The organism is Sorangium sp. So ce321, assembly GCF_051530195.1.
In the GTDB taxonomy this organism is placed as follows: Bacteria; Myxococcota_A; Polyangia; order Polyangiales; family Polyangiaceae; genus Sorangium.
This window is the reverse complement of the sequence record NZ_CP150329.1, coordinates 7,966,628-7,989,249: the sequence shown is the minus strand read 5'-3', so window position 1 is coordinate 7,989,249 and position 22,622 is coordinate 7,966,628. Positions and strand designations below refer to the sequence as shown.

At 72.2% G+C, this 22,622-nt stretch carries 15 protein-coding genes; 5 read left to right on the top strand and 10 right to left on the bottom strand.

Annotated features, from left to right (window positions below; genetic code table 11):
• Positions 1 to 186: 186 nt before the first annotated feature.
• Positions 187 to 4,128, bottom strand: a complete 3,942-nt coding sequence (locus WME89_RS29260) for a M36 family metallopeptidase (RefSeq protein ID WP_438002982.1) — start codon at positions 4,126 to 4,128, stop codon at positions 187 to 189.
• 688 nt (positions 4,129 to 4,816) lie between these two features.
• Between WME89_RS29260 and WME89_RS29255 the strand changes: the two genes are divergently transcribed.
• Entirely contained in the window at positions 4,817 to 5,779 is a 963-nt protein-coding gene (locus tag WME89_RS29255; RefSeq protein WP_438002981.1) for a diacylglycerol/polyprenol kinase family protein, read from the top strand.
• Positions 5,780 to 5,883: 104 nt separating this feature from the next.
• Here WME89_RS29255 and WME89_RS29250 read toward each other — a convergent pair whose 3' ends face one another.
• The 7 genes from WME89_RS29250 to WME89_RS29220 all read right to left on the bottom strand — a co-directional run bounded on the left by WME89_RS29250 (position 5,884) and on the right by WME89_RS29220 (position 12,274).
• Entirely contained in the window at positions 5,884 to 6,303 is a 420-nt protein-coding gene (locus WME89_RS29250) for an HNH endonuclease (protein WP_438002980.1), read from the bottom strand.
• Complete coding sequence (locus WME89_RS29245) at positions 6,300 to 6,656, bottom strand: hypothetical protein (protein WP_438002979.1); 357 nt, start codon at positions 6,654 to 6,656, stop codon at positions 6,300 to 6,302. The genes WME89_RS29250 and WME89_RS29245 overlap by 4 nt, the downstream gene beginning before the upstream one ends.
• Before the next feature lie 195 nt (positions 6,657 to 6,851).
• A complete protein-coding gene (locus tag WME89_RS29240) occupies positions 6,852 to 7,493 on the bottom strand; it encodes an HD domain-containing protein (RefSeq protein ID WP_438002978.1) in 642 nt (213 codons plus the stop codon).
• A gap of 106 nt (positions 7,494 to 7,599) precedes the next feature.
• Entirely contained in the window at positions 7,600 to 8,412 is an 813-nt protein-coding gene (locus WME89_RS29235; protein ID WP_438002977.1) for a mechanosensitive ion channel family protein, read from the bottom strand.
• Between the two features lie 145 nt (positions 8,413 to 8,557).
• Positions 8,558 to 9,421 carry a mechanosensitive ion channel family protein gene (locus tag WME89_RS29230; RefSeq protein ID WP_438002976.1) on the bottom strand — a complete coding sequence of 288 codons (864 nt, stop codon included), beginning with the start codon at positions 9,419 to 9,421 and terminating at the stop codon, positions 8,558 to 8,560.
• A 266-nt stretch (positions 9,422 to 9,687) separates the two neighbouring features.
• Positions 9,688 to 11,685, bottom strand: a complete 1,998-nt coding sequence (locus tag WME89_RS29225) for a DUF4139 domain-containing protein (RefSeq protein WP_438002975.1) — start codon at positions 11,683 to 11,685, stop codon at positions 9,688 to 9,690.
• Positions 11,686 to 11,791: 106 nt separating this feature from the next.
• A complete protein-coding gene (locus WME89_RS29220; protein WP_438002974.1) occupies positions 11,792 to 12,274 on the bottom strand; it encodes a peroxiredoxin in 483 nt (160 codons plus the stop codon).
• Between the two features lie 189 nt (positions 12,275 to 12,463).
• Between WME89_RS29220 and WME89_RS29215 the strand changes: the two genes are divergently transcribed.
• A complete protein-coding gene (locus WME89_RS29215) occupies positions 12,464 to 13,627 on the top strand; it encodes a hypothetical protein (protein ID WP_438002973.1) in 1,164 nt (387 codons plus the stop codon).
• A 314-nt stretch (positions 13,628 to 13,941) separates the two neighbouring features.
• On the opposite strand, the gene WME89_RS29210 is transcribed toward WME89_RS29215, so the two are convergent.
• The gene (locus tag WME89_RS29210; RefSeq protein WP_438002972.1) at positions 13,942 to 14,427 is read right to left on the bottom strand and encodes a hypothetical protein; all 486 of its coding nucleotides are present in this window, start codon (positions 14,425 to 14,427) and stop codon (positions 13,942 to 13,944) included.
• Positions 14,428 to 14,776: 349 nt separating this feature from the next.
• Positions 14,777 to 16,423 carry a protein kinase domain-containing protein gene (locus WME89_RS29205; protein WP_438002971.1) on the bottom strand — a complete coding sequence of 549 codons (1,647 nt, stop codon included), beginning with the start codon at positions 16,421 to 16,423 and terminating at the stop codon, positions 14,777 to 14,779.
• Between the two features lie 167 nt (positions 16,424 to 16,590).
• On the opposite strand from WME89_RS29205, the gene WME89_RS29200 reads away from it, so the two are divergent.
• From WME89_RS29200 to WME89_RS29190, 3 genes are all read left to right on the top strand, one after another.
• The gene (locus WME89_RS29200) at positions 16,591 to 19,239 is read left to right on the top strand and encodes a protein kinase domain-containing protein (protein ID WP_438002970.1); all 2,649 of its coding nucleotides are present in this window, start codon (positions 16,591 to 16,593) and stop codon (positions 19,237 to 19,239) included.
• Between the two features lie 138 nt (positions 19,240 to 19,377).
• Positions 19,378 to 20,550: a serine/threonine-protein kinase gene (locus WME89_RS29195; RefSeq protein WP_438002969.1), complete on the top strand. Its 1,173-nt coding sequence runs from the start codon at positions 19,378 to 19,380 to the stop codon at positions 20,548 to 20,550.
• A 649-nt stretch (positions 20,551 to 21,199) separates the two neighbouring features.
• Positions 21,200 to 22,519, top strand: a complete 1,320-nt coding sequence (locus WME89_RS29190; RefSeq protein ID WP_438002968.1) for an endo-1,4-beta-xylanase — start codon at positions 21,200 to 21,202, stop codon at positions 22,517 to 22,519.
• Positions 22,520 to 22,622: the final 103 nt, after the last annotated feature.

The window sequence follows — 22,622 nt, the reverse complement described above, 5'->3', positions numbered from 1 at the left end:
CTCTCGGCCACCGTGGTGGACGACGCCGCGGGCGTCAATGGGCGGTCAGCCGCCACGCCGCGCAGATGAGCCGCGAATCTCGCGAGGACCGGGGCGATCATCGCCTGCGCAGGTGCGCTGGGCGGGCTGCCCCGCCCTGGCGCTGCGCTGGGCGGGCTGCCCCGCCCCTGGGCGCTTACCCGCGATTCAGCCCCCGCGCCGCCGCCGCACCGCGAGCGCCGCGACAGCCGCCATCGCCCCGAGCGCCCCCAGCGGCGCGCGCGGCGCGCTCCCCGGGATCGCGCAGCCGCACCCTTCCGCCGGCAGCTCCTTCATCGCCGGATCGACCACCACGTTCACCTGGTCGGCCGCCGTCAGCACCCCGTCGCTGACCTTCACCTCGAACGCGAAGGTCGTCGCCTCCGCCACCTGCGGCGCCACGAACGTCGCCCGCGCGCCCTCGCTCACCAGCTCGACCGCCGGCCCCGCCGTCTGCGTCCAGGAGAACGTCAGCTCGTCCTCCTCGGGATCCGAGCTCCCGGAGGCGTCGAGCGTCACCAGCTCTCCGAGCGGGACCTCCTGGTCCGCCCCGGCGTCCGCCACCGGCCCTCCCTGGCAGGAGGCGGTGTCCTCGGCGACCGTCGCGAAAGGCTTGTTCTTCAGGCCCTCGAACCCGATGTCGTCCAGCTCCCAGCCTGTGTCGCCCGCGGCCTCGTCGGTGCCCACCCGGAACCGCACCCGCACCGTCTTCCCGGCGAACCGGGTCCCCAGGTCGACCGACACCCGGTCGAGCTCGGGCCACGAGGGGCTCTCGCCGACATAGGCCCTCCGCCTGGCCAGCGGATTGCCGGACTCGCCGGTGATCCTCCCGCTGTAGCCCGGGTTCACGTATCTCCCGATGTCCTCCCACGTCTCGCCGCCGTCCGCGCTGACCTCGATGACCGCGCCGTCCCACGACGTGCCGTCGCTCTCCTCGAACTTGTGCCGGTGCGCGAACGTCAGCACGAAGCGCTCGGTCGCGCTCACCTCCAGGGCCGGCGACACGAGCGCCGCGTCGGAGAGGCTCCCCAGGTCGACGCCGCGCCACACGCGGTTCGGCGGCGCTTCTGCGGCGCGCGACCAGACGAGCTCGCTCGAGAGCCCCTCGACGGTCCACGTCGTGCTCTGCGTCTCCACGCCATCTACCGTCGAGGAAGCCGGCACCTCGTCGTAGTTCACGCGCCGCACCAGCGCCTCGACCCGCGTGGGCGTGCACGCCTCCGCGCTCTTCAGCGTCACGCTGAGCTTCAGGTCCTCGGACGGCTTGACGGTCCGGTCGAGCTTCACCGCGACCTTGGCGGTCCCGGTCGCGAAGGGCGCTATATCGCCGAACGACACGCGCGCCCCGTCCGGGAACGTCACCCCGCTGCCCGGCCCCTCGATGGAGGCCACCGCCCCGGTCAGCGGCGCCGTGCCGCGGTTGACGATCTCGATCGACACCGTGCCGGACTCCTCCGCGTCGAGCAGCCCGTCGCGGTCGCACGAGCCGGCGCTGTCGTCGAGCTCGGCGCGGACCAGCGAGATCTCCGGCTGGACCTTGAAGCTCTCGACCACGCCGGAGAGGTCGTACGAGTCGGCGCGGGGCGACTCGGCGCACGTGCCGGCGCCCCGCCGCGCGAACGCCTCCGCCAGGGCGAGGAAATCGCCCTGATCGCTGGCGAGCGCCGCGGCGAGGATGGCGTCGCGCTGCTCGGTGAACGTCGGGTTGGCGGGGGCGAGCTTCATGCCCGCCACGACGTAGTCGCTCATCCGCCGCCGGGTCTGCTCGAACGGGCGCGGCGGGGTCAGGCCGTCGCCGCGCCGGATCAGCGCGGCGTAGGCCTCGAACAGCATGCTCGCCCAGACCTCGCCGGCGTTGTGCACCTCGGCGTTCTCGGGCGCCGAGACGTTGAGCGGGTGGTCGGGGAGGCGCGCGTCGTTGGAGATGTGCTTGAACGTCAGCCCGTTCTTCGTGAAGTCGGCGGAGTAGGGCGCGCGGCGGATGCCGAAGTAGCTATCGCCGAGCGCCGCGCTCCCGTAGCCGGAGATCGGGTAAGCGCCGTCGAGGTCGTCGCCGTCGCGCAGCACCATGTGCAGCGCGATGAAGTCCCCCCATCCCTCGCTCTGCGCGCCGCACATCTGCGTGCCGCACGCGACCTGGCGGAGGTGGATGTAGTGGCCCCACTCGTGCGCCACGATGGTGTTGTCGATCGTGCCGTCGCGCTCCACGCTGGGCTCGCGGGTCATGGTGATCGAGAGCGGCGCGCCCCCGCCGGCGAGCGCCGCCCTGAGCGCGCGGCCGTCCTCCAGCGAGATGCTCTGGGCCGGCGTCGTCACGTCGGGCGCGTCGCCGGCCAGCCGCGGGGCGCCGTCGCTCTCGCGGTTGTTGGCGATGAGCACGCCGACGGCGCCCGCCTCCTGCGCGTTCTGCGTCTTCAGCGCGAAGGTGCACCCGCCCCTGTCGACGAGGGCGATCTTGCCGGCGACGTCGCTCGTGAGCGGCTCGCACCCGTTGCCCCGGGGCTCGGTGTCGTCCTCGCCGAGGGCGAGCTCGCCGGTCACCTCGTAGCGCTGGGGCCCGAACAGGGCGGTGTTCGACGCGTAGCTGGCGTTCTGCGGCGTGACGCTCAGCGACCTCTGGTCCAGCCCCGACCACAGGAACATCTGCATCCGCGGCGGCGCGCCGTCGTACGTCGCATCCATGTTCGCGTTGTCGCGGCTGCCGCCGGGCGCGTCGTCCTGCGCCTCCGCGAGGAGCGCGTCGCCGTCGAGGCCGCCCCGGCCGAGGTTGTCGCGCTGGGCGTTGCCGGCCGCCTCGGTGAAGCCCGAGTCGTAATACCAGTCATGGAGCCAGTTCGTGACGTAGAAGACCTGGGTGACGGCCGCCATGACCTGCTCGGGATCGGCGAGCGGATCGGCGGACAGGTCATAGACGTGATCGAACGAGCGCGGCCCCGTGAGCGTCGCGCGCGTGTCGCCGCTGGAGAAGCCGTCGGGCGCGTGGTGGTCCGCGTAGGCGTCGACGTTGTTGCCGCTGGTCGAGGTCGCGTCGTCCGGGAGCCACGGGTCGACGCCGCCGTCCGGGCGCGTGTTGAGGCCCTCGATCGAGATGAGGCTCGGCGCGATGAACCGCGGCATGGTGCCGTCCGGCTGCCCGGTCGGGTGCGGCGAGAAATCCGCGAGGGGCCCGTCGAGGGGGATGTGCTTGTCCCCCTCCTCGGCCCAGACCCGGTAATCGAACGCGGCGGCGTGGGAGAGGTTCTCCCGGTAGAGATACCGCCCGTCGCTGGCCCCGAATACCCAGGCATACGCGTCGGAGCTCGTGCCGCTCGCGTCGCCCGAGACGAGCTCGACGAAGTAGGCGGCCACGAGCCGGTCGGGCAGCGGGAAGAGCACCTTCTTCACCCGCGCCGGCTGCGTGAAGCGCAGGCTCCCGAGGCGCGCGCGCGCGTGCCCGGTGTCCGCGAGATCGAAAATGCGATACCCGCCCTTCGCCTCGGCCCGCTCGCGCAGGTCGACCGTCTTGATGTCGACGCGGTGCGCGTCGCGCACGGCGCGGACGACCGCCTGGGCGGGCGCGCCGGAGAACGCGCGGCTGCGCTTCGAGCCGGGCTGCAGCGAGCCGGCGCCGGGCGGCAGCGAGACGGCCGACGCGTGCAGGTTGCCCGCGAGGGCGACGAGCGCGAGGTCGCGCTTCATGAGCACCTTGAGCTCGCTGCGGAAGACCGGGACCCCGTCGACGTCCTGGCCGAGCGTCACGACGATGCCGCCGCGCCCGGTGTCGTGGACGTGCCGCACGACGGCTGTGTCGAGCGCGGCCTGCGGCAGGTTGTAGAGGCGCGCGTACCGCTGCACGTACCAGCGAGCGGCGGACTCGGCCGTGCTGTGGGTCGCGGCCGGCGGGCGGTGGTCCGGCGAGGTCGCCCACACGAAGGTGGGCACGCCGCGCTGCGGATCGGTCGACGCGACGACGGCGCCCGGGACGTCCTCCGCGATGACGCGCGCCATGCCGGCGGGCAACGCCGGCGGCTCCTTGAAATACGCGTCGTGGTTCGGGCGCTCCCGCGCGTGGGCGAGGGGGCCGGCGAGCAGCGCGAACGAAAGCGCGGTGTACCGAACTGAAACCTTCATGTTCCTCGATTCTCCGACTCCGAGGGAACGACGCCTGATGGGACGCGCGCGCGACAGCCGCAGGCTGCGTCCCGGGGCGCCTCGCGCCCACCCGTCGAATCCGCGACGCCGGGCACCCTAGCTGCAGCGTGCGTGTAGGGGAAGCGCGGCGTCTCGCGCTCTGTCATGCGTCGTAAGGCGCCTCTCATGCGGTCTCGTCGGGTGCTCGCCAGGATGCAAGTGGGGCGTGGCCGAGGCCGGAATGGAAATAACCATGAGGGGTCCTGATGCACTCATGAATCCATGAATGCCATGATGAGCTTGTCGCCTTCACCGGATCGCACACGCGGTCGAGGTCTGGCGCGGGCGGACGGACGCCGGCGGTCGCGGCAGTGGCGGCGGTCGCGGCGGTCGCGGCGGTCGCGGCGGTCGCGGCGCGTGCTGTGGTCGCGGCACCCCGGCGCGTGCGGCAGTCGCGGCGACCTCGGCGCGTGCTGCGGCCGCGGCACCCCGGCGCGCGGGGCGATCGCCGCGGCATGGCGGCAGGGGCGGCTGTCGCGCCCGCGGCGTCATCCAGGGGGCCGATGGCGCTGCGCGTCGCGGGCTCATACATTGTCGGCCCGCGAGCCAGCTCACCTGCCGGGCTGCGGGTATGACGAACGGCTGACACGCGGAGCGACTTCCGGGAACTATCCTTACAAAAGCGAACGTGATCTCCACCTTGCACGTCGAGACCAAGCTCATCTCCGAAGAGCTCTGCGCTCTTCTGCGTCAGGTTGACCCCGCGGTCTTCGTCTTCCGGGACGAGCCCGAGGTCCGCGCCCGGGTCGAGCGGGTGGCGTCGCGGCTCCGGGAGCTCGTCGTGGCCGCCGAGCGCGATGAAGCGGGGGGCAGGGTCGAGCGGCTCCGCGAGCGCCTCCGCGCGCTGCTCGCGGCGGTCGAGCGGGCGACCCCGACCCGGACGCCCTCGCCCAAGGCGGCGTGGATCGCGTTTCAGCGGGAGGTGCAGCCCGCCTACGAGTCGCTGCTGCTGACGCTGCGCGGCGTCGTGGCCGCGCCGCCGAGCGTCAGGCCGACGAACCATGCGCGCAGCTTGTGGCATGTGGGGTCGGGGCTCGCGGTGCTCGGGCTCGTCCAGCTCCTGCCCGAGCGCGGCTGGCTCGTGGCCGTGAGCGGCGCGTTCGCGGTGTCGGCGTGGTCGATGGAGATCGCCCGCCGGCTGAGCGATCGGGTGAACGAGCGGCTGATGCGGGTCTTCAAGCATGTGGCGCACCCGCACGAGCGTTACCGGGTGAACTCGTCGACCTGGTACGTGACGGCGCTCCTGCTGCTGGCGCTGTTCGGGACGCGGCTGAGCCAGTCGCTCGCGGTGGTGGTGCTCGCCGTGGCCGACCCGGCGGCGGCCCTCATCGGCCGCCGCTTCGGCCGCACGCGGCTGCTCGACAACCGCTCGCTGGAGGGGACGCTCGCGTTCTTCGTGGCGGGCGCGCTGAGCTCTCTCGTGGTGATGTGGGCGCTCGGCCCGCCGGCGTCGCTCTCCGCGCGGCTCTTCTTCGCCGCCGTCGCCGGCCTCGCCGGTGCGGTCACCGAGCTGTTCTCGTCGCGGCTGGACGACAACTTCACGATCCCGGTCGCCGTGGCGGCCGCGGTGACCATCGCCGGCGCGGGCTGATTTCAGGTCGCCAGATCCGGGCAATCCCTACCCAGCTCGATGGCCCGCCGGAGCACGCTGTGTCGTGGCGTCCTGTGCGCTGGGGTGGCTCTCGCGGCGCCCTGTTAGCCAGCCGGCACGGAGATGAGCCCGGCGGTGACCAGGTGCGCACGCTCGGCGAGCCGGTTCGGATGATTCAGCTGCAAGAGACGCACTGTCGCCCGGGCGACCGGCGTCAGACCAGCGATCGAGCTCCCGACGATCTGGAAGTGATCGCGCCAGCGCTGGCGGCGCGGATGGAAGATGGCCGCGAGCTCTCCCGAGTCCGGAACGATCGAGGCGAGATCGCTCCCCTTGTGCTTGTTGCAGAGCGCGCACGACAGCGCCAGGTTGTCTTCCGCCGTCTCGCCGCCGTGCTTCTGCGCCACGATGTGATCGATCTCGTGCGCCGTGAAGGCCAGCGACCCGGGGTAGAGGCAGTACTCGCATGCACCTCCAGCGCGCTCGTGAACGAGCCGTCGCAGCGCCGCTGGAATGTGCGTCATCGCTGCTGCAGCTTCAGCGCCGCTCTGGCCTTCGCGAGCCGCACCAGGTGCTCGACGGCCTGATAGCGCTGCCACTCCTCCTCTTCCGCGGACGAGAGTCCCAGGGCCCGGTTCCTCTCGAGCAGCTCGCTCGTCCGCGCCTGGAATTGCGGCGAGGGTCGGAGCGCCAGGACCTCCTCCGGGGTGGGCAGGCTGGCGAGGAACTCCAGGATATCCGAAGCGCCCGAGAATGACGTCACGGACGAGGCGTCGAGCTCGCGGAGGCCCAGCTCCAGGATGTTCGGCAGACGATCGGACAGCGAGCGCAGCCGGTCGGCGAGTTCGTCTGGAAGATCGAGGATGATGGCGGCCATGGGTCCGTGCTCTACGGGACCAGGCGAACGTAGCACGGCACGCGGGCGCCGGCATGACGCGGCGTGAGGACCGCACGCGGCGTGGAACACCGGCCTGCCGGTGCGGTCACCGAGCTGTCCTCGTCGCGGCTGGACGACAACTTCACGATCCCGGTCGCCGTGGCGGCCGCGGTGACCATCGCCGGCGCGGGCTGATCAGGGCATCTCGCCGCCGATCTCCTCGGCCAGGCGCGCGAGGTACTGTCTCATGAACTCCGCCCGTCGCGCGCCCTCGCGACGCCCCGCTGCCGTCGTGAGGCTCTCGGCGGTCTTGAACAGCTTCACGTGGAAATGGTCGATCGCGTTCTCTCGGTCGTTCCACGGCCTCCGCGCGGCGAACGGGTCTTGCGGATCGTAGAACCGCACGCCGAGCAGCCCGCCCACGGCGAAGCAGCGGGCGATGCCGATCGCCCCCAGTCCATCGAGGCGGTCGGCGTCCTGGACGACCCTGGCCTCGAGGGTCCTCGGCGCGATCCCCGCGCTGTAGCTGTGGGCCTCGATGGCGTGAGCGATGTCCGCGAGGAAGCCCTCGGGGTAGTCGACGCTCCGGAGGAAGCGAAGCGCCTCCTCCGCGGAGAGCCGCGACGCCTGGGAGCGCCTGGGATCGTTCTTGGGGACGTTCACGAGGTCGTGCAGCCAGGCCGCGGGGACGACGACCTCGAGCCTGGCCCCCTCGTCCGCCGCGAGGGCCTTGGCCGTGGCGACCACCCTCGTGAAGTGCGCCAGATCATGGGCCGGATCGTTGCCGAGGTCGGTCTCCTCGAGCTTCTTGACGAACAGCGTCTCCCAGTCTCTCATGCCCGCCTCTTATCCGCGGACGCGGATACGTGCAATAAGGACAGGAGCTGCCAATGCCTTCGAGCGTGGCGAGCGACCCTCACGGCCGCGTGGGCAACATGGACTGTCAGGACGGCATCTTGCTTCGCTGATGGAGGATGAGCTGCGTCCGGTTCATCAGCTTGACACCCGCCGCGTCGAGCTCCTCCAGGACCGCGACGCGGAGGTTGTGCATGGTCCCGTCCTCTTCCACCGCGCTGTACCAGGCCGTCAGCGTGAGGTCGAGCGAGCCGTCCTCCATGTCGGTCAAGAACACCGTGGGCGTCGGCTCCTGCGCCACGCCGCCGGCCCGCTTGCCCGCGCGCACCAGGGCCTCCATCGCCGGCCCGAGATCGCGCAGCCGGCCCTCCACGGTGACCGTCACGGCGCCGCGCAACAGCCCTCGATCCGAGTAGTTCACGATCGGGCCGTTGGTCACCGAGGCGTTCGGGATCACGATCTTCTCGTTGTCCGTCGACACCAGCGTGGTGTTGAACAGCCCGATGTCCTCGACGATGCCCGTGTGGTCCCCGATGGCGACCTTGTCCCCGAGCTGGAAGTGCTTGAAGAACAGGATGAGCACGCCGCTCGCGAAGTTGCTCAAGCTCCCTTGCAGCGCCAGCCCCACCGCCAGCCCGGCCGAGGCCACCACGGCCACGAGGCTCGTCGTGTGGATGCCCACCGTCTCCATCGACGCGATGAACGTCGCCGCGAGCACGAGGTAGCGGAGCATCGACGCCAGGAATCGCACCAGCGCCTGATCCAGGTGGGTCCTGGCGAGCGTCTTGACGGCGATACGGTACGCCCACTTGCTCGCGAGCCATCCCACGATGAGGATGACGATCGCGGTGGCGATCGCCCTGAGCGTGGCGAGCGAAGGTACCAGTTCCTGGAGGTTCATGAAGGTGGCGGCCGCGCGGGCGCCGCCCGGGGCTCCCCGGGCGTAGAGGATCTGGTCGCCGGCCTCAAGGCCCGTCGAGCGGCCCAGCCCGCGCGCGGCGGCGCAGGAGCGCGGTGATGCCTGGTCGGGCTTCTGGCCGGCGGGCTCAGGCCGCGGGGTGCGCCTCGGCGCTCCCGCTGCGCAGGGGAGGCGTCACCGCGAGCTGCTGGATGTGCACGTGCTGGCTCGGGACCGGCAACCCCATCTTGCCGAGCTCCTCGCGGATGATCTTCGTGGTGGCGAAGTACACATCCCAGTAGTGATCGGTGTGGCAGAAGGGCCGGACGGCCAGCACGGGCCCGGCGAGGTTGAAGTCCAGGATCTCGACGCTCGGCGCGGGCTCCTTCACCACGTTGGGGATGAGCGCGAGGTGCGCCCTGAGCCGCGCGATCGCCGCGTCGTGATCCGCGCCGTGCGCGAGCTGCGCGGTGCAGTCGACGCGGCGGAACGGGTTCGTGCTGAAGTTCTGGATGGTCTCGCTGAAGATCTTGCTGTTGCCCACGATGGTGCGGACGTTGTCCGGCGTGTCGAGGGTTGACGCGAAGAGGCCGATGGAGTGGACCGTGCCCGTCACGCCCCCTGCCGTCACGTAGTCGCCCACCTTGAAGGGGCGCAGGAGGATCATGAAGATACCCGCCGCGAGGTTCGACAGCAGGCCCGACCACGCCATGCCGATGGCGATGCCGACCGCGGCGAGCAGGCTGGCGAACGTGGTCGTCTCGACGCCGAAGACGCTGAGCACCGCGATGACGAGCAGGACGTTCAGGAGCACGGACGTCGCCGACTCCAGGTAGTGAGCCAGCGTCACGTCGAGCTTCTTCAGCGCGGCGCTCCGCTGCATCAGCGACAGCACCCCCCGGATGAACATGCGGCCAATGACCCAGACCAGGATCGCGCCCACGATCTTCCCGCCGACGTTGACCCCGAGCGCTATCCCCATGTCGACGTACCGCTGCACCCTCTCGTCCATCTCAAGCCTCCCTGGCGACGTGCGCGTCGCTCGCGGGGGCCCGGTGCAAGGCGCGTGCGCGCCTCGCATCGCGAGATTCCCCCCTGGCGGGTAGCTCTATCACACCGCAGGGGCGCTCCGCGATGGGGCGATAGAGGTTTCCAGGCATCAGCCTTGCGGCCTGCACACATCAGGTGACCTCGAGGCCGCGACCTCGTTGTCGCCCGATATCATTTCTGTTTCGCGAAGCCGGGCAGCCCGGCGAGACCTCCGCCGCGCGCGCGGACCTAGGTCGTGAGCGACAGCCCGCGCACGTAGTCCGAGAGCGCCCGCTCCGCGCTGGCCACCGCCTCCCGCGCGCCAGGCAGCTTCGCCGACGCCGCCGCGATCCGGTCTTCCTGCTCGCTCAGCGCCTTGAGGTAGCGCTCCTGGAGCGCGCTCCCCGCGGGCACGGCCTTGAGGTTCTGGCGCACGCGCTCCTGCTCGTCGCGCAGCGCCGCGATCTCCGACGCCAGCGCCGAGAGCGCGCGCTGCCGGTCGGCGATCGCGGCCCGCAGCTCCGCGAGCCGCGCGAACACCGCGCGCAGCGCCTCGGGGATCTCGCGCGAGGACAGGTACACCTCGATCTGCTCGCCGGAGAGCTCCGTGAGCGCGACCGTGTGCGAGATGGGCTGCTCCAGCGCGACCGTGACGCGCGCGGTCTCGCCCGCCGCCACCTCGCGCCGGATGCGGTAGCGGTCGCGGGTCGCCTCGACGCCTTCCCTCGGCGCGGCGAGCTCCCAGCCGGCGGCGCGCGGGTGCTCGATGAGCACGACGCGCGGCTCGCGCGCGGCGCCCACGATCGTGTAATCGGTCACCCTGCGGGCGGTCCTCACCATCTCCAGCACGCCGCCCTGGATCCGCGCGCGCGAGAGCGCCTCCTCGCCCCGCTCCTCGCGGTCGATACGCACCTTCCGATCCACGGCGAAGCTCACGAGCCGCGATTCCCCCGGCGGCAGCGGCGCGAGGCGGGCGTCGCCGACGTAGGTGACGACCCCCCGGTCGGAGCGCTCGTAGACCGTCACCGCGCCGGGCGGCAGGCTCGTGTCGCCGTCGTTCCGCAGCTGCACCGAGGCGAGCGGGCTCCGCGCGCTCGCCTCGGGCTGATAGAGCCAGAGCCGCTCCGCCGGGAACTCGCGCTCGACGATCGGCAGGAGCGCCGTCTGCCCGCTCGCGAGCGTGAGGGGCGCCGGGAAGTGGAACACGACCTGCGTCGCCGCCTCCTCGGGCTCCGGCTCGCCCTTGTCGGCCGGCGCAGCGGGCGCGGCGACCGCCTCGGCGGCCGCGCCACCGCGGTGGCGCGCGAACCGCGCGGCCCTGGCCACGAGCGCCGCGGCGCCCTCGTCGAGCCGCGGCAGCACCCGCTCCGCGACGTCGACGGGCACCTCCGGCCGCGACACGTAGTAGATCTCGTAAAGCGCCTGGCGGAACGTCACCGGGTTGCCCGACACGAGGGTGAAATCGACGTTGTCCCAGTCGCCGCCGCTCTGGTTCTCGACGACGGCCCACCCGGAGAGCGCGCCGGTCGTCTTGCGCGGATCCTCCGGGATGGTGAGCCGATACGAGGTCTTCCAGAGCGGCACCTCGACGACGTAGGCCACCCGGACGATCCGCTCGCCCTCGCCGGCCGCGCGCACGACGAGCTCGCGGCGGTTCCGCTCGCGCCGGCTCGCGAGGCCGAGGAGCGCCGCGCCGACCTGCTGCCTGAGCCGCTCCTCGACGAGCTCCACGCCCTCGAGCTCCTCCAGGACGACCTGCTTCAGCGCGCCGTCCGACATCAGCGCGAGCCGGTGCCGCGTCTCCGTGCCGCCGCCCGGCACGCCTACCTGCGCCGCCGTGACCGCGACGATCCGCCCGACGAGCGCGCCTTGCGGCCCGCGGGTCCGCACCTCGGCGCCCCGCAGCGCGTTCAGCAGGGCGGCCTCGGACTCGAGCGCGCCCTCGTCGAACGGGAGCTCGCGAAAGAGGTCGCGCAGCGGCTCCCTCCCGGGAAGCGTGATCTTCCCGGCGGCGCCGCGATCGTCATAGACGACGAGGCTCTTCAGCACGTCGTCGACCTGATCGAGCCGCACCTCGAGCGCGAGCTCGGCGTCGCCGCGCACGCGCGCCTCGTGCTCGAAGTACCCGACCCCGCCCGTGGAGAGCACGACCCGGCGGAGCGGGAGCGCGTCCCCGGCGGCCCCTGGCCGGGCAATATCCATCGTCGCGGCCGCCAGCGTCGCTGTCGTCCAGACCCTGTGATCCATCGTTGCCTCCCCCAGGCGGAGGCGTGCGATGGCCTCGCCTCGTCGGTCCATAACGCCCCTCCGGAGGGCGTCAACGACGCGGGGCCGGCCAGGAGCTCGCGCGCCGTTATTCGCGGCCGGAGGCCTCGATCCGCCTCACCACGGCGAGCGCCTCCTCGACGTGCCTGGACGCGCGGAGCTGGGAAGAGAAGGCATGTCGAACAACACCGTCCCGATCGATGACGAACGTCACGCGCCCCGGCAGCAGCCCGAGGAACGGCTTGACGCCGTAGCTCGCCGCGGTCCGCCGGCCGGGATCGCTGAGCAGCGTCATGGGCAGGCGGTGCTTCTGGGCGAACTGCTCGTGAGACCCCTCCGAGTCGGCGCTCACGCCGATCACCTCGGCGCCGGCCTCCGCGAACGCGTCGTACTGATCGCGGAAAGCGCACGACTCCGCGGTGCAGATCAGGGTGTCGTCCTTGGGATAGAAAAAGAGGACGACGGTCTTCTTGCCGCGAAAGTCGGAGAGCTTCACGGACTCCCCCTTCTGCGATTGAAGGTCGAAGTCAGGGGCGGTCTCGCCGACGGACAGGATGGATTGGCCGAACATGATGTCGTCGTCTTACCTGATGCGTCGCGGCGCGTCCAAGGCGCGTCAGGGTGACGCGCTCGCCGCGCGGCGGCTCGACCGCCGCCGGGCCCCGGACCCGGGAGAACTTGAGTAAGCGGTTATCAAGGCGCGGCGCGCGGCGCGGCAAACGCGCGCCGCGGACCGCGATCGGGCTAACCTGAGCGCCCCATGGCCACCACCTTCGCTGCGCTGATCTTCCGACCGGCCGAGATCCCGGACCGCGCGCTGTCGCAGGGCTTCGCCGTCGCGCTCGGCGGCTGGGCCGTCGCCTCGCCGCGGCTGTTCGTCGCGCCGCTCCCGGGCGTGCCCGGCTTCTGCGCCGCGTACTACGCGAGCGGCGAGCCCGCCGCCGGCGGGGGGGACGAGCTCGATCACCTCGCCGAGCTCTTCGACGACGAGCTCTCGCCGCCGGTCGCCGTGCTCGACGCGGCGGCCGAGCTGGGCCACCCGGGCGCCACGATCTACGCGCTCGTGTTCTCGGAGGAGGTCGTCCACGACGACGGCTGGCGCTTCGAGGCGAGCGGGTTCGTGCGGTACTTCGTGAGGGAAGGGGAGGAGGGCGTCGAGGCCGGCGTGGAGACGCCCGACCGCAGCGATGTCGTCGCGGTCGACATCGACCTCCCGGAAGGCGCGACCGAGCAGCAGGAGCGCGAGGCGTTGGATCGGGCGATCCGGCCGCACCGCGGCTCGACGTTCCTCGCGGCCGAGCTGGGCGCCCCGGTGCTGGGCGCGCTCATGGGCGGCCTCTTCGCGCCGGAGCGCCGCGTCGACGTGCGCCTCGTCGAGCCCGGGCCGGCGTCGATCGCCGCCGAGGTGGCCCGGCTCAACCGGGTGCTCCGGCGCGAGGGCGGCCGCGGCGCCCCCGCGTCCCCGCCGCCGGTCCGCGGCGTCGCCGCGCCGGCGACGTACGAGGCGTTCGCGCGCGCGTACGACTGGGCCGATCCCGCGGATCCGGAGGATCTCTACCGGGAGCTGGCGATCGGCGCCATCGAGGGCACGCTGCGCTTCCTCCGCGAGGACGAGCTCCGCAGCCACGAGCGCGAGCCCGGCTGGGAGGCCGCGGCGTCGCGGCGGCTCTACCCGCTCGCCCGGCTGTCGAGCTCGGCGCTCGGCGGCGGCGGCGGCGCGGCGCAGCGGGCCGTCGTCGCGCTCGGGGCCGACGGCGAGCAGCTCTGGCTCGTTCGCGGCGGCACGAGCGCGGCGCCGGCCGGGCCGACGTTCGGCGAGCTCCTGCGTTACCTGTCGCTCGGCTGGTCGCGCCGCAGCGACGCCGAGGAGGACCTCATCGGGGCGCTGATGCTGCGCGCGCGGCTCAGGTCCCTCGGTGGCTGATCCAGGACACAGCAGCGCTCGTGTTCAGAATTGAACGGCCGCACAGGGCTGTCCCAGGCTCGATGTTCGATTGAATGGTTCGTCGTGGATCCACGCCCGGCACCTCGAGCGTGGGGCGCTTTGCGACGCTTCGATCGAAACCACGCAGCGCGCGCCCCGGGCATGGGAGTTGGGGCGCTTTGCTACGCAGGATTCGATCGGATCTACGCAGCGAGCGCCCCGGGCCCTGCCACTGGGGCGCTCTGCCAGGCGCGATTCGATTGAATATACGCATCGGCGCCCATGAGACGGGGCGCTCTGCTGCGCGCTGTCGATCACAGGAATGTGTCGTACGCCTGGGGCCCGATGGTCGCCGGACGGACCGCGTACCTGCCGGGATCGTCGAGGATCAGGTGGAGCAGGCCGACGTCGCGTTCGCTGTGGGCGAACACACTCACCAGGATTCCGCCCTGTCTGACGCCTGCGTCGTAGCGCTCCGCCCAGTGCTTCGGGACGGCGGCGGTGATGAGGAGCTCGCGCAGTCCGCCTGTGATCCCGGCGCCGACCGCGCTGGCCACCATGGCCGCCAGCGGGCCTGCCACGACGAACCCGAGGTCGGGGACCACTGCGCTCATCGCGATGGCGGCGCCGAACGTGTGCGCCGGCGGCGTTCCGTCCGGGATCCGGAAGCACCGGTGGCGCGTCGCGTCGGTCATCAGCAGGCTGATGTCCTGTCGCGCGTAGCCGCAGTCGATGATGCGTTCCGCCGCAGCTACTGCGTCATCGCGCGTCTGAACCAGGCCAATTACGAGCTTCGCCATGTGAAGAGACCTCCTTCGCGTTGAGCGCGCCCTCGCTCCGGGCCCCCGCGGCGGATACCGCATGACCTGTGCCAGTTCAGAATTCTCTCGCGCTGACGCGATCTCACCGATTTCATCAGCTCGACGCTCGGGGACGGGCGAGGCGGGATGTCGCAGTGAGCCCGATGCGCCTCGCTTTCTGATGCTGACTTGCGCCAACGGATCGCGGTTTGTTCCAGGATTTGCACGCGTGCGTCGCCTGCGCGCGGTTTCCAGGGGCATGCCTTGGCCACGCGATTCGACGCCAGCCGCGGTGCTCGCGCTCACGGGTGCCCGGGGCGGCCGGATTCCCGGGGGCGCGGCGCGCGCCTCAGAAGCCGATCGTGTCCTCGGGCGGCTGCGGCTGCGGCTTCGTGGCCGTTCCGCGGCCCGGCGCCGCTTCTTTCGGTGCGGCGCGCGTGACGCCGCCGCGGCCGTCCGTCGCGCCGCGCGGCGCAGCGGAAGCGACCGGCCTGGGCGCAAACACCCCCGGCTTCGCCCCTTGCGCGCCCGTCTGGGTCGCCTGCGAGCTCGCCTGGACCGCTGGCGCCGTCGCCTTTGCGGGCTCTGCCGTCGCTGCGCTCGCGGGTGCTGCTGCCGCGTCCGTCTGCGCCGGCTCCACCGGCACGGGCGCCGGCGCGGCGGCGCTGGCCGGCGCCGCCGCGGCGCCCTGAGCGGCGGCCACCGTGGGCTGCGCCGCCCCGGACGCGGAGGTCCGGGCCGCCTGGTCGTCGGATGAAGGTGTCACGTCCACGCTCGGCGAGGTCCTCGTCGCGAGGAACACAACCACCGACGCGAGCGCACCGAGGGCGAGCGCCGCCGCCAGGAGCGCCGGCGCCCAGCGGCGCGACCTGTCCGACCCCGACGTCGCCATGCCCGCGAGCGTCCGTCCCGGCGTGCCGGTGGTGGAGAGCCGCGCGCCCGGCGCCGACGACGGCGTGCCGGTGGTCGAGAGCGGAGCGCCCGGCGGCGACGAGGGCGCGCCCTGCGCGAGCAGCGCGCCCGGCGCCGCCGGCACCGGCGTCGGCGCCCCGAACAGCACCGGCTGCGACGCGCTCCAGGCCGCGCCCGCGTGGCTGGCTCGATCGCCCCCGGACGCGGGGTCGGTCGTGAACGCCGTGCGCGAGATCCCGAGGACCGCGCGCTCCAGCGCCTCCGCCATCTGCCGCGCCGACGCGAAGCGCGCCGCGGGATCGAGCGCCAGCGCCCGCTTCATCCAGGCGTCGATCGCCGGGGAGAGCTCCGGCCGCAGCGCGCTCGGCGGCGTGAAGATCCCGGTGTGGAGCACCACCGACAGCGCGCCGAGCGTCTCGCCCCTGAACGGGACCTGCCCCGTGAGCGCGTGGTACGCGACGACCGCGAGCCCCCAGAGATCGGCGCGGAGGTCGACGTGCTTCGCGCTGAGCAGCTGCTCCGGGCTCATGTAGAGCGGCGTGCCCAGCACGCTCCCGGTCGACGTCATGCCGAGATCGCCCTGGGGCGCGCCCTGCACGCGCTTGGCCACCCCGAAGTCGACCACCTTCACGAACAGCTCCCCCTCCACGTCGAGCAGGAAGATGTTGTCCGGCTTGATGTCGCGGTGGACGATCCCGAGCTGGTGGGCCCGCCCGAGCGCCTTCGCCGTCTGCGACACGATCCCCGTGACCTCGATCGGCGGGAGCGCGCCGAGCCGCTGCATGCGGCGCTTCAGGTCCTCGCCCTCGAGCAGCTCCATCACGATGTACGGCACGCCGTCGGCCGTGACGCCGTGATCGAAGACCTGCGCGACGTGCGGGCTCTTGATCTGCGCGGCCGCCATCGCCTCGCGCCGGAAGCGCTCCACGAAGCCGCTCTGCTCCGCGTAGGCCGGCGACATGAATTTCACCGCGACCTGCGTCCCGAGCGTGAGGTGATCGGCCACCCACACGCTCCCCATCGCCCCCTTCCCGAGCTCGCGCGCTAGCCTGAGCGTGCTCGTCACCTGCTGTCCGGCGTTCATCGGGGGTGCCTCTCCATCAGCCGAGCCGCCGACCCGAGAAGGCGTCCTGTGCGCGCAACGCGGTTCTCCGGGCGTCTGCGCGCACAGCGTACAACAATCACCCCGAACCGTCACCACCGAGCGCGCCGACCGCGGACGTCGCAGGAGCTCTCGGATAAGCTTGCGCCATGCGCGAGGGCACGCTGGTCGCAGGCCGGTTCGAGGTGCACCGCCTTGCCGCCTCCGGCGGGATGGGCATGGTCTACCGGGCGACCGACCAGCTGACGGGCCGCCCCGCGGCGCTCAAGGTCGCACCCCCGGAGCTCGCGGCCCGCTTCCGGCGCGAGGCGCGCCTGCTCGAGGCCGTGCAGCACCCGCTCATCGTCCAGCACATCGCGCACGGCACGAGCGACGACGGCGCCCTGTGGCTCGCGATGGAGTGGCTCGACGGGGTGACGCTCGGCGAGCGCCTCGAAGCGGGCGCGCTCCCCGTGGCCGACGCGCTGCTCGTCGCGCACCAGATCGCGGAGGCGCTCGCCGCCGTGCACGCGCTCGGGATCACGCACCGCGACCTGAAGCCGAGCAACGTGCTCCTCCGCGACGGCAGGGTCGACGGCGTCGTGCTGCTCGACTTCGGCGTCGCGCGCGCGGCCGCGTCGACCACGCTCGTGACCGAGGCCAGCTCGCTCGTCGGGTCGCTCGGCTACGTCGCGCCCGAGCAGGCGCGCGGCGACGCCGAGGTCGACGCGCGCGCGGACGTCTTCGCGCTCGGCGTGCTGCTCTTCGAGTGCGTCGCGGGGCAGCGCCCGTTCGCGGCCGACGACCCGCTCGCCGAGATGTGCCGCATCCTCCTCGAGGAGGCGCCGCGCCTCGCCGACCGGCGCCCGGACGTGCCGCCCCCGATCGACGAGCTCGTCGCGCGCCTGCTCGCGAAGGACCCGGCGGCGCGCCCCGCCGACGGGCGCGCGGCGTCGGCCGCGCTGGCCGAGACGCGCGCCCTGCTCGCGCGCGCTCCCGGCGACGGCGGGGACGGCGCGCCGGCCTCGGTGACGGGCGACGAGCGGCGGCTCATCAGCGTCGTCCTCGTCGACGTGGGGGTCGCGGACCCCGAGCCGGCGAGCGATCGCGGGGTGGAGCGGGTCGTCGCCGAGATCGCGGAGGCGTTCGGCGGCGATCGCGTGCGGCTCCCGGGCGGCACGCGCATGGTGATCCTCTCCTCGCAGACCGACGAGGTGTTCTCCGGCCGCGGCGGCTCCGGCACGATGGTCGCCTTCGACCTCGCCGCGCGCGCCGCGCAGTGCGCGCTCGCGATGAAGGCGCGCCTGCCCGGCCGCCCCGTCGCGCTCGCCACCGGCCGGGCGCAGGTGGGCGAGCGCCTGCCCGCGGGCGACGTGATCGACCGCGCCGTCGCCGCGCTGCGCGAGGCCGAGGGCGACGTGCGCATCGACGAGGTGACGGCGGGGCTCGCGGCCCCGCGCTTCGAGGTGAGCGGCGACGGCCCGTCGTTCCTGCTGAAGGGCGAGCGCGAGGGCTCGGAGCCGGAGGGCACGCTGCTCGGGCGCGTCACCGCGTTCGTCGGGCGCGATCGCGAGATCGCGATGCTGCGCGGCCTCTTCGAGCAGAGCGCGGACGAGCCCGTGGCGCGCGCCGCGCTGGTGCTCGGCGAGGCGGGCATCGGCAAGACCCGCCTGCGCAACGAGGTCGTGCGCGCGGTGCGCGAGGGCGACGCGCGCGCGTCGGTCTACGTGGCGCGCGGCGATCCGCTCGGCGCGGGGGCGCCGTTCGGCATGCTGGGCGAGATCGTCCTCGCGGCCGCCGGGTGCCTGCCCGGCGAGGCGATCGAGGCGCGGCGCGGCAAGATCCGCGAGCTCGTGGCGCGCGCCGCGCCGGCGCCGCTCGCCGACGCGCGGCGCGTCGCGTGGTCGCTCGGCGAGATCGCGGGCACGCCGTTCGACGATCCGGATCCGGAGCTCCACGCCGCGCGGGGGGACGCCGTCGCGATGGGCGATCAGGCCCGCCGCGCCGTGCTCGACTGGCTCACCGCGCGGTGCGACGCGGGGCCGGTCGTGGTGGTGCTCGACGACATGCACTGGAGCGACCACGCCTCGGTCGCGGTGCTGGACGAGGCGCTCCAGGCGCTCTCGGATCGCCCGCTGCTCGTGCTCGGCTTCGCGCGCCACAGCGTGATGGAGACGTTCCCCGGGCTGTGGGTGCAGCGCGGGGTGCAGCACATCAAGCTCGGGCCGCTCAGCCCGCGCGCGGCGGAGCGGCTCGTCCGCAGCGTGTTCGGCGAGGAGCTCGCGCCGGTCGAGGTGGCGCGGCTGGTCGAGCACGCGGACGGCCACCCGTTCTTCCTGGAGGAGCTCATGCGCGCGCGCGCCGAGGGCCGCAGCGACCTGCCGCCCACGGTCGTGGCCCTGATGCACGCGCGCATCGAGGCGCTGCCGGCGGAGGCCCGGCGCACGTTGCGGGCGGCGAGCCTGTTCGGCGGCAGCTTCTGGACCGAGGGGGTGCGGCAGCTGCTCGGCGCCGGCACCTCGGTCGAGTCGCTCGATCGCTGGCTGAAGAGCCTGCTCTCGGAGGAGCTCGTCGCCCGGCGCGGCGCGTCGCGCTACCCGGGCCACGAGGAGCTCACGTTCCGCCACGCGCTGGTGCGCGACGCCGCCTACGGGATGCTCACGGACGGCGATCGCGCCGCCGGCCACCGGGCGGCGGCGCGCTGGCTGCGCTCGGTGGGCGAGACCGACGAGCGGGTGCTGGGCGAGCACGCCGAGCGCAGCGTCGAGGCCGAGCGCGCTGGCGGCGCGGGCGCGCGCGCCGCGCGCCGCCCGGCGTAGGCGGCGCAATCGCGAAAGGGCACGAGTGGGCGCGAGCGCGAGAAGGCGCGGAAAGCGCGGAAGGCGCGACAAGGCGTAAAATGGGCGAGGTTGATGAATTTACATTGACGTGATAACTGGCCGCCCAGAGTATCGAGCATGGATTCGTCTGGGCAGGGCGCTGTCGGTCCATACGAGCTGCTGTTGCAGCTGGCCACGGGGGGCATGGCCGAGGTCTTCATCGCCCGGCGCGCCCGCGCGGCAGGCGCCGGGGCCGCCGGCGGTCCGGCCGAGGCGGGCTGTTCGACGGAAGCGGTCGAGGCGGGCGGCTCGTCGGCTGCGGTCGAGGTGGGCGGCGCGGCTCCATGCAGCGAGCCGCTCGTCGCGGTGAAGCGGATCCGCGCCGATCTGCGGTACGAGTCGGGCTATGCGGCCATGCTCTTCGACGAGGCGGGCATCGCGTCGCGCGTCGTGAGCCCGAACTTCGTGCCGGTCCTCGATTACGGCCTCGACGAGGGGGGCGCGCCCTACATCGTGATGGAGCTCGTCGTCGGGGTGACGCTCAAGCACCTCACCCGCCCTCCGGAGATGCTCGAGATCGGCGACGCGCTCGATCTCATCGCGCAGTCGGCCGAGGGGCTGCACGCGGCGCACGAGGCGCGCGACAGCTCGGGGGAGCTGCTCCAGGTCATCCACCGGGACATGTCGCCGTCGAACGTCCTCGTCGGCGTCGACGGGCGGGCGAGCATCTGCGACCTCGGGCTCGCGTACGCCCTGCGCCGCACGACGCGGACGAAGACCGGGACGGTGAAGGGGAAGCTGAGCTACCTCTCGCCGGAGCAGGCGCACGCGCGGGCGCTGGACCGGCGCTCGGACGTGTTCTCCCTCGGCGTGGTGGCGTGGGAGGTGCTGGCGGGCAGGCGCCTGTTCATGGGCAGCAGCATGCTCTCGATCCTGCACGCCGTGCTCGAGCGGGAGATCCCGCCGCTCTCGAGCGAGCGCGAGGGCGTGGGCCAGGCGGTCACGGCCGCCGTCGCGCGGGCGCTCGAGCGTGACCGCGACGCGCGCTGGCCGACGGCGGCCGATTTCGCGCGGGCGCTCCGGGAGGCGGCCGAGCGCGAGGGGCATACGGCGTCGCGCGAGCGCGTCGGCGCGCTGGTCGCCGAGATCCTCCCGGAGCCGCTGAAGCCGCTGGCGCCTTCGTACGGCCCCGGCGGTCCGCTCGTCACGCCGGAGAGCGTCGCCGCTCTGCGTGCGATGCACGCGGCCGGGGTGGTGGGCGAGGCGGACTCCAGCGGGCTCCTGGCGCCGCGGCGGCCCTCGCGGGGCTGAGCGCCAGCGGCGCGGGCGGGCCGCCTGACCGTCGCGCGCCGCCGTCCGCGTCGCCGACCCCTCGCTCGATCGAGCCGACGAACGGATCGGAGCCGCGCAGTTGCGCCGCTGCTGCCTGAGCTGTCCCGACGGCTGCGGCGGCTGGACTGGCCACCGGCTGTGATCGCTGCCCCCGGCGCCTCCCGCGCTGCCTGACTCTCCTCCTCCTCTCCTCCTCCGCCCAGCGTCGTCTCATTCGAGGGAGCCGTCGCCCGAGCAGCGAATTGTGAACGCTCACATAACCAGGGTCAAACCAGATGGACCGCTTGCGGCTGTCCTCGATCCCAGTCCTGCTCTGTCCGCGCGTCGCCGGAGCTGCGCTCGCAGGCGCCGCGCACAAGAAGCGCCATCCGTCGACACGCTGATCGCCCCTCCTGACGCGGCGCTTCCAGAAGAGCCCGAGAAGCCCGGCCGGGCCAGTCCTCCCCCGGACTCGAGGATACGCCTGGGTGACCGGCCGATTTGGAGTTGACACCCAAAATGTGATCGTTCACATTGCGACGAGGGGTATCCTTTCGCTTCGCTCTGGACGGGTCGTCATGCGCACCGCGACCTTCGTCATTGGGTCGATCTTGGCACCGGTTCCGTTCGTTCGGTCCTGGCGGAAGCGATGCCGATCGATGGTATTCGGCTCCCGGTCGAAGAGTTCATTAGAGCCAGAATCGGTGCGCCGGGTGAGCAGTGCAGGGTGGAGGCGGAGCGACACACCGCGTCGCCGGCGCGAAGAACGTCGAACCTTGCGAGCCTTCTGGAGCATCGGGTCGCTGAAGATGGTCATTTTCTCGCCATTCCGACAGGAGGCCACATGGCTTTATTGAACCCGCGAGGCGTCTCGCTCACGATCGGATTGGCTGCATTTTTCGCCTCTGCGTTCATCGGTGTCACGGCAGGCTGCGGCGGCGACCCGAGCCTCTCCGGCGACACCACGGAAGGGAGCGCCTCCGGCACGGCAGGCTCCGGCGCGACGGGCTCGGCCTCGGCTTCTTCCGGCTCGGGCGGCGGGAGCTCGTCGTCGAGCAGCGCCAGCAGCGCCAGCAGCGCCAGCTCGAGCAGCGGCGGTGATCCGGAGCCGCTCAGGTTCGTGGGTAACATCACGACATCAGGCCAGATCGAGGCAAACTTCCTCCAGTACTGGAATCAGATCACGCCCGAGAACGAGAGCAAATGGGACGCGATCGAGCCCCAGCGCGACAGGATGAACTGGTCGAAGACGGACGCCATCTACAAGTTCGCCAAGGACAACAAGATCCCGTTCAAGTGGCACACCTTCGTCTGGGGCAGTCAGCAGCCGGCCTGGATCGAGGGTTTGCCGCAGAACGAGCAGGCGGAAGAGGTCGAAGAGCTGATCAGGGAGGTCTGCACCCGCTACCCCGACATGGACATGATCGATGTCGTGAACGAGCCTCCGCCCCACACGAGGCCTGCGACGATGGCCGCGCTCGGCGGCGAGGGTGCGAGCGGGTACGACTGGATCGTCAAGGCGTTCGAGCTCTCGCGCCAGCACTGCCCGAAGGCCATCCTCATCCTGAACGACTACAACACCATCGAATACGGCAACGACAACAACAACATCATCAACATCGCGAAGAAGGTCAAGGCGGCGGGCGCCCCCATCGACGCCATCGGATGCCAGGCCCACGCCACGGCCGACGTGCCGACCGCCACCGTCAAGGGATTCATCGACAAGATCACCTCCGAGACAGGGCTCCCCGTCTACATCACCGAATACGATCTCAACATCGCGGACGACGAGAGACAGAAGCAGGTGATGCAGGAACAGTTCACGATGTTCTGGGACCACGAGAACATCAAAGGCATCACGCTCTGGGGCTACATCCATGGCACGACGTGGGTGAGAGAATCGGGCCTCATCAGGGATGGCCAGCCGCGCCCCGCCATGCAGTGGTTGATGGAGTTCCTCGGCAAGTAGCCGGGGGAGTTTCAGGCCGAAGTGCCCATGATCTGCCGCTACGCGGGCGAGGGTAAACAACAGGTCCCGCCTACACTCCACTTTGTGTGCCCACAGCGGGCGA

Excerpts from the sequence above, each read along its gene's own strand:
- WME89_RS29260 (WP_438002982.1), bottom strand. The coding sequence starts at position 4,128 with ATGAAGGTTTCAGTTCGGTACACCGCGCTTTCGTTCGCGCTGCTCGCC.
- WME89_RS29250 (WP_438002980.1), bottom strand. The coding sequence starts at position 6,303 with ATGACGCACATTCCAGCGGCGCTGCGACGGCTCGTTCACGAGCGCGCT.
- WME89_RS29245 (WP_438002979.1), bottom strand. The coding sequence starts at position 6,656 with ATGGCCGCCATCATCCTCGATCTTCCAGACGAACTCGCCGACCGGCTG.
- WME89_RS29240 (WP_438002978.1), bottom strand. The coding sequence starts at position 7,493 with ATGAGAGACTGGGAGACGCTGTTCGTCAAGAAGCTCGAGGAGACCGAC.
- WME89_RS29235 (WP_438002977.1), bottom strand. The coding sequence starts at position 8,412 with ATGAACCTCCAGGAACTGGTACCTTCGCTCGCCACGCTCAGGGCGATC.
- WME89_RS29230 (WP_438002976.1), bottom strand. The coding sequence starts at position 9,421 with ATGGACGAGAGGGTGCAGCGGTACGTCGACATGGGGATAGCGCTCGGG.
- WME89_RS29225 (WP_438002975.1), bottom strand. The coding sequence starts at position 11,685 with ATGGATCACAGGGTCTGGACGACAGCGACGCTGGCGGCCGCGACGATG.
- WME89_RS29220 (WP_438002974.1), bottom strand. The coding sequence starts at position 12,274 with ATGTTCGGCCAATCCATCCTGTCCGTCGGCGAGACCGCCCCTGACTTC.
- WME89_RS29215 (WP_438002973.1), top strand. The coding sequence starts at position 12,464 with ATGGCCACCACCTTCGCTGCGCTGATCTTCCGACCGGCCGAGATCCCG.
- WME89_RS29210 (WP_438002972.1), bottom strand. The coding sequence starts at position 14,427 with ATGGCGAAGCTCGTAATTGGCCTGGTTCAGACGCGCGATGACGCAGTA.
- WME89_RS29205 (WP_438002971.1), bottom strand. The coding sequence starts at position 16,423 with ATGAACGCCGGACAGCAGGTGACGAGCACGCTCAGGCTAGCGCGCGAG.
- WME89_RS29200 (WP_438002970.1), top strand. The coding sequence starts at position 16,591 with ATGCGCGAGGGCACGCTGGTCGCAGGCCGGTTCGAGGTGCACCGCCTT.
- WME89_RS29195 (WP_438002969.1), top strand. The coding sequence starts at position 19,378 with ATGGATTCGTCTGGGCAGGGCGCTGTCGGTCCATACGAGCTGCTGTTG.
- WME89_RS29190 (WP_438002968.1), top strand. The coding sequence starts at position 21,200 with ATGCCGATCGATGGTATTCGGCTCCCGGTCGAAGAGTTCATTAGAGCC.